The organism is Neolewinella agarilytica, from assembly GCF_900110645.1.
Taxonomy (GTDB): Bacteria; Bacteroidota; Bacteroidia; order Chitinophagales; family Saprospiraceae; genus Neolewinella; species Neolewinella agarilytica.
This window is the reverse complement of record NZ_FOFB01000010.1, coordinates 85582-98768: the sequence shown is the minus strand read 5'-3', so window position 1 is coordinate 98768 and position 13187 is coordinate 85582. Positions and strand designations below refer to the sequence as shown.

The following is a 13187-nucleotide window of genomic DNA, read 5'->3' as shown; positions in this document are numbered from 1 at the left end:
CATCCTAGCGGAGCGGTGAAAGAATAGGACAACTACAATTTCACCACCCGGGTAAAGAGCAACACATCAAGCATTGCTGTTTCTAAAATCTGGCGGGCATCGACTTTACCGTTACATAAAGGTAAGAAATACGTAAGTTCCGGTGGTTCTCATTGAAGGAAAGGACGAAAAAATGACTTCCTGAAAGCCGCAAGCGGTGATGTTTCTTAGGTTTAGGTACACCTGTTTATAATGTTAATGTATTGTAATGTTCAGATTTTCACTCCTTCGACTCCCATTCCAAAGAGAGCAAAGTCATATTTCGTCGGGTCTTCGGGGTCAAATCGTCTTACGGCATCGGTGAGCTCCACGACGGCTTTCCAGTCGCATTGCTTCCGCTTCAGCAGGCCAAGCTGGCGGGCCACGCGCTCTACGTGTACATCCAGCGGCAGGCAGAGTTGATCAGGACGAATTTGCTTCCAGTCGCCAAAATCCACGCCCCGCTCGTCTTGCCGGACCATCCAGCGGAGGTACATGCAAAGGCGTTTGCAGCGGGACTTTCGCTCTGGCGTAGCCACGTGTTTACGGGTGCGGGCGGGGGCCTCGGGCAGGGAGAAGAAGTCGTTATGGAAACCTCGCAGGGCGGCTTCAATCGTCCGGTCCTCCGGCCGGAGGTGACGGGCAAAGGCTTCCTCCAGGCTGTCGTGCTCCCGGTAATACTGCTGCAGGAATTCCAGAAAGTAGAGCGTATCGGTATAGGTGAATGTCCGGTGTTTCCAGTCAGCAAAACGCGCACGGTCTTCCTCGCGGTGTTCGGTAATGAAGCGATAGGGCTCGCCGCCCATCAGTTCGATGAGCTGAGCACCTTTGTCAATGATGGTAGCCCGCCGGCCCCAGGCCAGCGTCGCTACCCAGAAACCAACAATTTCCCGGTCGCGTACGTCATTAAAAGCGTGAACCAGGCCGATGGGGTCATCCGGGATAAAATCCGGCTTATTGTAAAGGTCGTGATAATGATTGAGCGTAGCGGCAACTTCTGCTTTTGTTCTTCTGGGCATAGCCTACTTACAAACGGAAGGCAGCTCCTGTTGCCATCGATCGTCACAAAAAGGACACAAGCTCTATCATTACCTTAACAGCTGACCTAAATGTCTTATTTTTCCGTTGTATTCGATCAAAGGACTTTTGCTATGAAATTTTTGACACCCCTGTTAACCCTGTCAACACTATTATTTTTTGCCACTTCACTCTGTGCGCAGCAACTTGACTATCGTCAGGGAGAACTGATCGTGCAATTGGGCGCGGACGTAGATGCAGGGCGATGGTTGAAGGCAAGGGAGGAACTCCGCGGCTGGCAACAGCTGGGCCGCAGGCAACATACCTACCTGCTACGCTTTGACTTTAACGAATACGGAGAAGAACAACTCCGGCGTAAACTCTGGAAAGACCCCGCCGTACAACTCGTTCAACTGAATCACCTGCTTACCAAACGGGCCCGGCCTGATGACCCCCGCTATGATGACCAGTACAGCCACCGGAATACCGGACAGCTCAACGGTGTCATTGGCGCAGATCATAATATGGAAGCGGCCTGGGACATCACCACCGGCGGCCTGACGGCCAACGGCGACACTATCGTTGTTGCCGTACTCGACGACGGGGTAGACCTGGACCACGAAGACTTCGTCGGTAATCTCTGGCGTAACTACGACGAAATTCCGAACAATGGTATCGACGACGACAACAACGGTTACATCGACGACTACTTCGGCTACGACACTGAAGACAATGACGGCAACCCGGATGCAGGTTCTGCTGACGACCACGGAACGCCCGTCGCCGGCATCATCGGTGCCCGGGGAAACAACGGCCGGGGCGTAGCCGGTATGAACTGGTCAGTGAAGTTGATGAATATCCGCAACGGCTTCCTCTCTTCGGAGAGCGAAGTGCTGCAGGCCTACAGCTACGCTCTGGAAGCCCGCCAGCGCTATGACGAAACGGATGGTGCCGAAGGCGCTTACGTAGTGGTGACTAACGCAAGCTGGGGCCGCGACCGGGGCAACGCCGATGACAGCCCCGTGTGGTGTGGCCTCTACGACCGCCTTGGCGAAGCCGGTATCATTAACGCCGGAGCGACCATCAATGCCAACATCAACGTGGAGGAAGAGGGAGACCTGCCCACCAATTGCTCAAGCCCCTACCTGCTGGGAGTCACCAACCTGAACGCACGGGATGAGAAAGTGATGAACGCCGGCTTCGGTAATATCTCCATTGACCTGGGGGCCTACGGAGAGGAGACTTTTACCACCGAGATCGGAAACGGCTATGGCTACTTTGGTGGCACCTCCGCAGCTACACCACAGGTAGCCGGGGCCATGGCCTTGCTCTACGCAGCGCCCTGCCAGACCTTTGCGGAACTGCTGGCGGCTGACCCGGCGGCGGCGGCACTCACCATTCGGGAAGTACTGCTTACCACCGTTAGCCCGAATACTTCGCTGGCGGGTATCACCGTTACCGGTGGCCGGCTCAACGTCGGAGCAGCCATGGAGGAGTTGATGACGCGCTGCGACGATTGCCTGTCTCCCACCAGCTTTACCGCCGAACCCGTGGCGGAGTCAGCTACCAGCCTTGTCGTTGACTGGAAGGCCATTGAGAGCCTGGGCAACCTGACCCTCCGCTACCGCGTAGCGGGTACGGAGACCTGGACGAACATCGCCGGTGCGACGGCTCCTTACACCATCGAAGGGCTACCAGCCTGCGTTAGCTATGACCTTCAGCTGCTGGGTAACTGCGGAGACAAGAGCGTTGAAACGTCCATCCTCACGACCTCCACCGATGGCTGTTGCGCCATCCCGGAAGACTTCGCGGTCTCCGCCTTCGACAATCAGGTATTCCTGGCCAGCTGGACGCCTTCACTGGCGGGCAACTTCTACCGCGTCCGCTACCGCAAACAGGGAGAGGAAGACTGGACCACGAGAACCTCCGTACAAAACCAACTCGGTATTTCCGGAGGTGTTGAGCCCTGTACGGCCTACGAGTTTGAATTTCAGACAGATTGTGATACGACACAGACGGAGTTTGGTCGCACGATGGTCGTGATCAGTACGGGCTGTGGTGCCTGCCTCGAAGAAGACTATTGCATCCCGAATGATTTCAGCAATAACCAGGAATGGATTCGCCGGGTGGACCTGGGTGGATTGCTGGTCAATGAAAGCGGGCGCGAAGAAGATGCTTACCGCAATTATGGTGAAAGGACGAGTAGCACCTTTGCCCGCAACGCCGTTTATCCGCTGCGCCTCACGCCCGGTTTTCCGGGCGGAGAGGGGATTGAAGGTTTCCGGGTGTACATCGACTGGAATCAGGATGGCTTCTTTGCGTCTTCTGAAATCGTCTTTGAGGGCAGTAATGAGATTGGAGAATCAACTATAGCGGACATTACCGTGCCCGATGATGCCGCGTTGCGGCAAACCCGGATGCGGGTGATGATGCAGTTCCGGGGGGTACGCGGCTCATCCTGTGGGTCAAATGGCTTCGGAGAAGTGGAAGACTACTGCCTGGACATCGCCGAGGCAGCAGAGGGATGTCCGGCACCGCGCCGCCTGACGGCGACCTATGACGCGGCCGAAGAGGTAACGAATATCAGCTGGGCGGCTTCCGCCGCTGCCGGCGGAGATTACCGTGTCCGCTACCGCCTGCGGGGCACGATGGATCCGTGGACGGAGGAGGACGTCAGGGGGACAGCTATGACCGTTGGCGGTCTTAATCTTTGCGGTACTTACGAGGTGGAGTTGGCCAGCCTTTGTGGTGGCGAACCGGGCCCGGCCCGCATCTTCTACTTCATGGATGACTGCACGGACACGGACAATCCCCTGCTGTCAGCTGCTGACTGGACGGTCTTCCCCAACCCCGCGACGGAGACAACACAGGTCCGGCTGAACGGGAGCCTGCGGGTGGAGTCCCTCACATTGCTCTCCATCCAGGGCCGGCACCTGCGGTCAGCGCCGCCATCTTCTGCTGCTTCGCTCGATCTTGACCTGCGCGGTATCGTGCCCGGTATTTACCTGCTGGAGCTACGCGCCAACGATGGCCGGCGTGGCGTACGGAAACTGGTAGTGCGGTAGCGCCCTTGTACCCCCGGCTTCAGCCGGCGGGTAAATTGTACCTTGCCCCGCCTAATCACTTACCATGTATCGTTTCTTCCTGCTCCTGGCGGTCATTGCTTCTACCATCCTTTGCCTTTGGCTACAGACGGCCTGGTACTGGCCCGGCATTGCCGCTTTAATATTGGCCGTGCTGTTGCCTGTCTGGCGACGGGGAGGCTTTTACTTTGCCTTTCTGGGCGGACTACTGGTGTGGGGTATTTACGCCGGTTTTTTGCACTTCGACTCCGAAGGAAGACTCAGCGACCGACTAGCCGTCACCTTCGGCGCTACCTCCGGTTGGATGCTGGTGGGGGTAACCGCCTTGTGGGGCGCACTGACCACGGGATTGGGGGGCTGGACCGGCGCCAGCCTGCGCCGGGCACTGGTGAAAGACGAGCCGAAATAGGCTTTAACGGATAAATAACGGCCTGAGAGCAGAAGGGACAATAGTGCCTTGATCGGAAATTTTGTTTCTTTAGGCGACCAAAAACGGATCATGGCCACCACAAACACAGCAGCGCCCAACATACAGGGCAATATTTTCGGGCAGAAGCCCGCCCTCTTCGTTCTCTTTTTTACGGAAATGTGGGAACGCTTTAGTTACTACGGAATGCGGGTTCTGCTCGTGGTTTTCCTGGTGAAAGTTGCCTTCGGTGACAGCCCCTGGGACCGTGCTGACGCCCTTGCTTTATACGGTATTTACACGGGTTTCGTGTACTTCACTCCCATGATTGGCGGTATTATTGCTGACAAATACATCGGCTATCGAAAAGCCGTGTTAGCGGGTGCTTTGATTATGACCCTCGGCCACGCTTCTATGGCCCTGGAAATCGACTGGGCTTTTTATCTTGGTTTGTTACTGCTGATTATTGGTAACGGACTCTTCAAACCCAATATCTCCTCCATTGTAGGTCAGCTCTACGACAAAGAGCCCGAACTAAAAGACGGTGCTTACACCATCTTTTATATGGGGATTAACGCTGGTGCCTTCCTGGGTATCATGCTTTGTAGCTATTACGGAGAAAGTGCAGACTGGGGCTACAGCTATGGCTTTGGTCTGGCGGGTATCTTTATGCTCATCGGTCTGGTACAGTTCTTTTTCGCGCAGGGCATTTTCGGTCGGATTGGCCTGGCCCCAAGCGAGCTACAGGCGTACGATGATGGCGTGGCCAATGCCGCAGCAGTAGAGCCTGATGGCGCTATTCTGGATGCGCACCTGGCTAAGGGAACTAAAGCCTCCTCCGCTGATTTGCCTGAAGTTTCTACCGGAGACGGGCAGGAAGGCCCGCGTGCGATTCGCTGGGGAATCATCGGTACGGTCATTGCCGCCGTGGTTTACTTCCTGATTGTAACTTTCATGGACGCTCAGCCGAATGCGCTACAGACCTTCAGCCGGCAGTTCATGCCGCCCATTATCATCGGTGCAGTTATCGCCTTCGTGGGCTGGATTGTATCGGATAAATCGTTGCTCAAAATCGAGCGGGACCGCGTATGGTCCATCATCGTTTTCAGCTTTTTCATCGTATTCTTTTGGTGGGCCTTTGAGCAAGCCGGTGGTTCAATGACGATTTTTGCCCTTGATTATACCGATCGTACACTGGATGCGGGTAGTGCGAGTACTTTCCGAATTGCTAATACCCTGCTTACGGTGGTACCGGTCATGGTATTGACTTACGTTCTGCTAAAACTCTTCAGTATAACCTTTAAGCATTACTCGGTGGCTAACCTGGTTCTTGCACTTGCCTTCGTCATCGTCTGGGTGTTGATCGGCATCATGCTTTACGAACAGTTTACTACTACTGAGCCCGAAGTGCCTGCTGGCTGGTTCCAGATATTCAATAGCTTATTCATTATTTGCTTTGCTCCGGCTTTCGCCAAACTTTGGGAGAAGAAAATCTCCTGGCTCAAGGCTGGTCCGGTCAAGTTTGCTATGGGCCTTATTCTGTTGGGTATTGGTTTTGCCATTCTTGCCCTGGGTGCTATGAGTATTCCTGACGGCGCCAAGACGGCAAGCGTAAGCATGTTCTGGCTCATCGCGGCTTATCTCTTCCACACGCTCGGCGAGCTTTGCATCTCACCGGTAGGACTGAGTTATGTCTCCAAGCTGGCTCCCGTTCGCCTCATTGGTTTGATGTTCGGTGTCTTCTTTGTGGCCAACTTCATTGCCAATTTTGCGGCAGGTCTTACGGGGTCCTACATCGAACCCATTGCGGAGCAGGTTGGCCTCAGTGGCTTCTTCCTCATTTTTGCTGCCGTGCCGATTACGGCTGGCCTCGTCTTTATCTCCATCTCCGGCTGGATGAAGAAGATGATGCACGGGATAGAGTAGATCCATTACTCGATATAAGAACATGAGCTGCTGTGCATTAGATGCGCGGCAGCTCTGTTTTGTTTAGGGTGGGAGCTCCTCATCCAGGGACCGTCGGAGCATGGCAGTGTGGCGCAGCCGCAGGTGCAAAGAAGGTTGAAGATCAGCAAGGTCAAGTCGTCAGGAGTAGCTTCCTTGTCTGATAAATAATTGATCCTTTGCCCTGAGGTTACTTTGGGAGGAGGAGCTCCCGCTCCGACGGGAGACTGGATAATAAAATGATAATCGATGGGCAAGTCGAACCCTGCCTGTTATCTTTATCGCCATGCTCCACCTGCGTTCACTTGTCGGCTTACTGGTCAGCATCTGCCTGCTTTCCGCCTGCCAGCGGAATGGCGAACCCGAATACCACTTCCGCGCTGCCCTCTGGGCCAACGAGCGGCATACCTGGTATCTGGCGATGCAGTCTTTTGCGGAGGAGGTTTATGATAAATCGGATGGCCGCATTGAAGTGGAAGTGTATCCTTCCGAGCAGCTGGCCAAGGAAATCGAAGCCATCCGCCTGATCCAGGCTGAAGTTATCGATATGACCATCACGGGCTCACTGCTGAGTAACTGGATTGAAATTGCGGCTTTTTGTGAGTTGCCTTTTCTGCTTCAGAGCGATGCGGACCGGGATGCGCTGCTACAAGGACCAATCGGCCAGCGCGTCGAACGGGAGATGCTGGAGCGGACGGGCCTCCGCCCGCTCGGCTACTTTATCCGCGGTCCGCGCCATCTGACTTCTAACCGCCCCATCAGGCACCCGGATGAGCTGAATGGTATGATCATTCGCGTGCCGAATGTACCTTCCTTCGTGACGGCCTGGGAGGCAATGGGCGCAAAGCCCACCCCAATGGCCTTCTCTGAAGTGTTTACCGGCTTACAGCAGGGAACGATCGAAGGGCAGGAGAACCCTTTTTCGCTTATTCTGAATGCGGGTTTCCCGGAGGTGCAGCAGTACGTGAACCTGACGGAGCACGTCATGAGCTGGAGCTACCCCGTAATCGGTGAGCGGCAGTTTCAGGCGCTGCCGGCGGATCTGCAAACCATCGTTCTCGAGGCGGCCCAAAATATGCAGGCCTACGAGCATGAGCTTTTCACGACCAATGAAAACTCCGTTAAGGCGGAACTGGAAAAACGGGGTATGACCTTCGTGGAGGTGGATAAGGCCGCCTTTCAGGCGAAGTGCGAGCGGGCCATTTTCGAGAGCCTTAGCCCGGAGATGCAAGAGGTTTACCAGGGTTTCATCAGTGAACGAAAAGCCGCCCGCCAATGATTCGTCAAATACACAAGAACCTCCGCCGCCTGATGAAGTACGGCGTTTTGCTCAGCACCATTGGCCTGCTGGTGAGTGTCCTGATTCAGATATACGGTCGCTTCTTCCTGGCGGCTTCGCCGCCGTGGACGGAGGAAGCCTCCCGGCTGTTCTTCATCTATACGGTTGCCTTTGCGGCGGCTCCCGCCCTGGGCGAGGGATACTTCATTGCGCTCGATCTGCTGCCGAAGGGTATGCCTGACCTTTGGCGGCAGCGGCTGGGCCGCTGCGTTCAGCTGACCATCATCGGGCTCTGTGCAGTGCTGGCGGTGTACGCCTGGGGTTTTGTGCGGCTCGGCTTCGCCGAGCAGTCGCCGGGAATGGGCTTCCGGATGGCGATTGCCTTTTTCAGTGTATGCCTGCTTTTTGCCAGTGTGTCGGTGCTGGAACTGTTGCGGCTTGTCAGGGGCTGAGGCCATACATTCACCCATTCAATCATTCCTCATTCACTCCCTCCTATGCTCGCCCTGCTGGTCATCGCTTTCGTCATTTGTCTGCTGCTACGCTTCCCGATTGCCTTCGCGTTGGGCATCTCCTGCCTGGTATATCTGCTGGCCAGCGGTACACCCCTGATCGTGGTGCCGATGAAGCTGTATTCCGGCATTGATGTTTTTGTGTTGCTCAGTGTACCAGGCTTCATTCTGGCGGGTAACCTGATGAATGCTGGTGGACTGACGACGAAGATCATCAATTTTTGCAACCACCTCTTTGGCCATATCCGGGGCGGACTGGCCCTGGCCAATGTCGGTACCTCCATGCTCTTTGCCGGTATCTCCGGTACAGCAATTTCGGACACGGCCAGCATTGGCGCGGTGATGATTCCGGCGATGAAAAAGGAGGGCTACGACGGTGATTTTGCTGCTGCGATTACGGCGGTGTCTTCCACCGTAGGACCAATCATCCCGCCGAGTGTACCGATGATCATTGCGGCAACGCTGAGCGGTCTCTCGGTGGGGAAGTTGTTTTTGGCCGGGGTGATCCCCGGCCTGCTGCTTGGGCTGGGGATGATGGGAGTTGCTTACGTGATCTCCCGACGCCGGAATTATCCGAAGCGGCCACGAAGTTCCTTTCGGCAGATTGGCCGGAGTTTTATCGATACCTTCTGGGCGCTACTGATGACGGCCATAATTCTGTTCGGTATCATCGGAGGAGTGTTTACCCCGACGGAAGCTTCGGTGATTGCCGTGGTGTACGCTCTGCTGGTGGGCTTGTTCGTGTACCGGAAACTGAACTGGAAGCGCATCCTGGTGATTACGATTGACAGCATGAAGGTGTCGGCCTCGCTGATGGTGATCATCGGCTTTGCCAATCTCTTTGGCTGGATCCTGATCACGGAACAATTCCCTCAATGGATCTCAGCGGAAATAACGGCTCTGACGACTAATAAATACGCCGTTCTGCTACTAATTAACCTGCTGCTGATTGTGGTTGGCACCTTCATGGAAACGGTAGCGGCGCTGCTCATCCTTTTCCCCATCCTTCTGGGCGTTGCTACGGGCGTGGGCGTGGAGCCGATTCACTTTGCCGTCATTGCGGTACTGAACCTCGTCATTGGGCTAACGACACCACCACTGGGTATTTGCCTGTTTGTGGCGGCGGGCATCGGCAAGGAATCTATTGGTAGCGTAAGCCGGGCGAGCTTGCCCTTTCTGGCCTGTAATCTGGCCGTGCTGGCGGTGGTGACGCTGGTGCCGGGGGTGTGTCTTTGGTTGCCGGGTCTGTAGCTGGTCGAGGAGTTACACTCCGAGCAGATTTGGGACTCGGAGTGCAACTCCTCGACCGGAACTACACTTCCTGCAAGCGCACCAACTTCTCATAAGCCCCTTCCAGCGCCAGCAGTTCCGCATGGTTGCCACGCTCAATAATGCGACCTTGATCGAGGACGAGGATTTCGTCTGCCTGCTGGATAGTGGACAGGCGGTGGGCGATGACGAGGGCCGTACGACCGCTCATCAGCTTCTGGAGAGCGTCTTGTACCAGCCGCTCGGACTCGGAGTCGAGGGCGGAGGTGGCTTCGTCCAGGATGAGGATGTCCGGGTTACGGAGGATGGCCCGGGCGATGGTGAGCCGTTGCCGTTGCCCGCCGGAGAGCTTGCTGCCCCGGTCGCCGATGTTGGTCTGGTAGCCCTCGGGGCTGGCGATGATGAAGTCGTGGGCATTGGCGATCCGGGCGGCTTCGTGTACCTGGGCTTCGGTCACTCCTTCGAGACCGAAGACGATGTTGTTGTAGATGCTGTCGTTGAAGAGAATCGCCTCCTGAGAAACGATGCCAAAGCGATCGCGAACGACTTTGAGTGGGAGGTCACGTAAATCCTGCCCATCAAGGGTGATGCGCCCTGCGGTGGGGTCGTAGAAGCGGGGCAGCAGGTCGGCAATGGTGGATTTACCGCCGCCGGAGGCGCCGGCGAGGGCAACGACCTTCCCCTTCGTCAGGTGGAAACTGATGTTCTGCAGGACGGGAGGACCGTCAGGGGTGTAGCGGAAGCTGAGGTCTTCCACCGCTAATCCAACGTGCATGGCATCCTGCGTCTGCGCCGTCTTGGTCTTTTGGTAGCCGTCTGCCAGTGGATTGGTAATGTCCAGGATGGCATCTACGCGCTCCATGGCACCGAGGCCTTTTTGCACATTATACCAGGCTTTGGAGAGTTTCTTGGCCGGATCAATGACGAGGTAAAACGCAAAAATGAACGAGATGAACGTACTGGCCTCCATCGCTCCGCTGAAGACCTGACGGGAGCCGTACCAGAGCAGTAGGGCTACCGTTGCGATGCCCAGGAATTCGGTGAGCGGGCTGGAGAGGTCCCGCCGCCAAAGCAGCCGGATCAGCTGCCTGCGGTAGCCATCATTGAGCTGCGCAAATTTCCCTGATTGATAGTCTTCCGCACCAAAACTTTTAATAATGCGCAGGCCACCGAGGCTCTCTTCGGTACGGCTCACGATCTCGCCGAGTTTCTCCTGCACCAGGCCGCTGCTGCGTTTGAGCTGTTTGCCAATGCCTCCGATGACCACACCGGTAAAAATCATCAGCCCGAAAACAAAAAGCGTTAGTTGGGGGCTGATGAAAATCATCATGCCCAGGGTGCCGACGATGATGAAAGGCTCGCGGAAAATGGATTCGAGTACGTTGAGAATGCTGGCTTCTACTTCCTGCACATCGGCCGTAATTCTACTCAGCAGGTTCCCTTTTCGCTCCTCCGAAAAATAGCTGAGGGGTAGCCGAAGCAAGTGATCGTAGAGCGCATTGCGGAGGTCACGGATGATGCCGTTACGGACCGGAGACATGAAGAACAGCGCCAGGTAGCGGAACAGGTTTTTGAAGAAAAAAGAAGCGAGAATCAGGATGCAAACGTAAGCGAGCGCTGTTTCTTTACCGAACTCCGTAATCCAGGAGGAGATGTGGAAACCAGCGAACTGCTCAAAGTCAGCGGCATTACGGATGGCCTCAGGAGCTTCCGTTACGACGGGAACACTCTCGAAGAGAATATCAAGAAAGGGCTTCAGGATCGGGACAGACACAACGGTGAACAGGGCCGTGAGGATGTTGCTGATGATCGCCAGGATCACCAGGCCGCGATAGTTGGCCATGTAGCCGAGGAGACGGCGGAAGCTTGACATTAGTTTTTGGTTCTTTGGTCTGTTGGTTCTTTGGGCTGCCGCATTTTAGAGAGGGCAAAGGTAGGCAAGGAATAAAACAATCGCCTTCGTATTATAGTTGGTTGGGTAATCATTAAAGACCATAAGACTTCCTCCTCCATATGAGTATCATCAAGAAATCCACCCTCACCTTCCTGAAAAAGCTGGCCCAAAACAACAACCGCGATTGGTTTCAGGAGAATAAGAAATTGTATGAGGCAGCGCGGGAGAATACGGCGGAGTTTGCGGATGCCCTGTTGGAAAAGCTCCGGGAGAGTGATGTGCTGGAAACAATGAACGGAAAGAAATCGCTCTATCGGATCTACCGGGATGTCCGTTTCAGTAAAAATAAGATGCCCTATAAAACCAACTTTGCCGGTGGCTTTACGCGGGACGGTAAACTGCGGCGTGGCGGCTATTATTTTCACCTTACGCCGGACGGCACCCAGAGCGATTTCATTGGCGGCTCCATGGTCGGCGGCGGCTTCTATGGAATGGAAACCCATGACCTGAAGCGTATCCGCGAAGAACTGGCCGTGGATGCGGCGCCCCTGCGCGAGATCATGGCCGATAAAGATTTTCAGCGAATCTTCGGTGACATGCGCGGCGAAAAGCTGAAAACCGCCCCAAGGGGATATGACAAAAACCATCCTGACATCGACCTGCTCAATCACAAGCAGTTCTACGCCTTCCGGTCATTCTCGGATAAAGAGGTTACCTCCGCCGGGTTCCTGGATCAGGCCCATGAAGCCATGCTTGCACTACGTCCGTTTTTTGACTACTTCAGTGACGTGCTGACGACGGATGCTAATGGGGAGGTAATAGTCTAGTGGTCTTGTAGTCTGGTAGGCTGCCGCATTTTGTAGGTGTTACAGGCGGCATGGTGGAAGATTTATAACATTCGCCTCCAACGCCTCCAAGGTGCGGTAGCCTACCAGACTACCGAACTACCAGACTACCTCTCAGTACCCCGAAGTCAAATACTTCAGCTGCACCCCGGTGTATTGCTGAGTTGCCGCGCCAAAGGGTACGAGGTGAAGACCAACATGGAGACGTTCGCTAAGCGGATAGTCCAGGCCGATAAGGAGGCGAAGGTCAAGTACGAATACGGAGTCAGGGCCAATATAACCGTCCAGGCCTTGCTCAGTTTCCTGCTCAGAAGCAGGGAAAATAAACCCAAGGTTACTTCGCTGATCTCTTTCGTAAAGAAATAATGTCTGTATGCCAGCATAGGGTTGTAGCCGGCGAGTTCGAAGGAGGTGAAACTTCATGCTGCCGGTTAGACCGATCTTCAGGTAATTGACGTCGCTTACCCCCAGAGCAAAATCTTCAAGGTCAGTATTGGGCATTTTTAATCGAGTGCTGTAGCGGCCTTCACTAAGGAAGATTCCGCCGCCAAACTCCAGTCCGCTCAGCATCTTTTTTTCCAGACGCAGTTGCAGGTTATAGCGTTGAGAATGATCTTCTGCCCGGTCCCTGAAGATGGTCCCGTCCCTGAAGCCATAGTTAAGGGTATCTCCGTTTTGGGCAATCAGTATGGTGGTGAACCGGTTGTTAATGCTTCGAAGCTCTTCACTGGAGAGTAAGACCAGTGGGCGGAAGGAGATCATGGGCTCCTGTTCCAGACCCAGCTCTGCGCTTACGGTTATTCCCCGGTGATATACCTTGTCCCACTGTGCCGAAAGATGTATACACGGGAGGCAGAAAAAGACAATGAACAAGGAGATTCTCATGCACTGGAAACGAGCTTTTTGCCTTGGTAATTATG

The 13187-nt window shown here is 55.0% G+C and carries 10 protein-coding genes; 7 read left to right on the top strand and 3 right to left on the bottom strand.

The window, feature by feature from the left end:
• Nucleotides 1-251: 251 nt before the first annotated feature.
• Nucleotides 252-1037: a TIGR02757 family protein gene (locus BM123_RS10545; RefSeq protein ID WP_090168077.1), complete on the bottom strand. Its 786-nt coding sequence runs from the start codon at nucleotides 1035-1037 to the stop codon at nucleotides 252-254.
• Nucleotides 1038-1169: 132 nt separating this feature from the next.
• Here BM123_RS10545 and BM123_RS10540 point away from each other — a divergent pair, with 132 nt between their 5' ends.
• The 6 genes from BM123_RS10540 to BM123_RS10515 all read left to right on the top strand — a co-directional run bounded on the left by BM123_RS10540 (nucleotide 1170) and on the right by BM123_RS10515 (nucleotide 9510).
• Nucleotides 1170-4100, top strand: a complete 2931-nt coding sequence (locus tag BM123_RS10540) for a S8 family serine peptidase (RefSeq protein ID WP_175489324.1) — start codon at nucleotides 1170-1172, stop codon at nucleotides 4098-4100.
• Between the two features lie 64 nt (nucleotides 4101-4164).
• Nucleotides 4165-4527, top strand: a complete 363-nt coding sequence (locus tag BM123_RS10535) for a hypothetical protein (protein WP_090168075.1) — start codon at nucleotides 4165-4167, stop codon at nucleotides 4525-4527.
• 90 nt (nucleotides 4528-4617) lie between these two features.
• Nucleotides 4618-6450 carry a peptide MFS transporter gene (locus tag BM123_RS10530; RefSeq protein ID WP_139211841.1) on the top strand — a complete coding sequence of 611 codons (1833 nt, stop codon included), beginning with the start codon at nucleotides 4618-4620 and terminating at the stop codon, nucleotides 6448-6450.
• A 304-nt stretch (nucleotides 6451-6754) separates the two neighbouring features.
• Nucleotides 6755-7747 carry a TRAP transporter substrate-binding protein gene (locus BM123_RS10525; protein ID WP_090168071.1) on the top strand — a complete coding sequence of 331 codons (993 nt, stop codon included), beginning with the start codon at nucleotides 6755-6757 and terminating at the stop codon, nucleotides 7745-7747.
• Complete coding sequence (locus tag BM123_RS10520) at nucleotides 7744-8199, top strand: TRAP transporter small permease (protein ID WP_090168069.1); 456 nt, start codon at nucleotides 7744-7746, stop codon at nucleotides 8197-8199. The genes BM123_RS10525 and BM123_RS10520 overlap by 4 nt, the downstream gene beginning before the upstream one ends.
• Nucleotides 8200-8244: 45 nt before the next feature.
• Nucleotides 8245-9510 (top strand): TRAP transporter large permease, encoded by a 1266-nt coding sequence (locus tag BM123_RS10515; RefSeq protein WP_090168067.1) that lies wholly within the window; start codon nucleotides 8245-8247, stop codon nucleotides 9508-9510.
• 61 nt (nucleotides 9511-9571) lie between these two features.
• Here the strand turns inward: BM123_RS10515 and BM123_RS10510 are convergent, their stop codons facing one another.
• Nucleotides 9572-11401 (bottom strand): ABC transporter ATP-binding protein, encoded by a 1830-nt coding sequence (locus BM123_RS10510; RefSeq protein WP_090168065.1) that lies wholly within the window; start codon nucleotides 11399-11401, stop codon nucleotides 9572-9574.
• Nucleotides 11402-11541: 140 nt separating this feature from the next.
• Here BM123_RS10510 and BM123_RS10505 point away from each other — a divergent pair, with 140 nt between their 5' ends.
• Nucleotides 11542-12249: a DUF2461 domain-containing protein gene (locus BM123_RS10505; protein WP_090168064.1), complete on the top strand. Its 708-nt coding sequence runs from the start codon at nucleotides 11542-11544 to the stop codon at nucleotides 12247-12249.
• A 132-nt stretch (nucleotides 12250-12381) separates the two neighbouring features.
• Here BM123_RS10505 and BM123_RS10500 read toward each other — a convergent pair whose 3' ends face one another.
• Entirely contained in the window at nucleotides 12382-13152 is a 771-nt protein-coding gene (locus BM123_RS10500) for a hypothetical protein (protein ID WP_090168062.1), read from the bottom strand.
• Nucleotides 13153-13187: the final 35 nt, after the last annotated feature.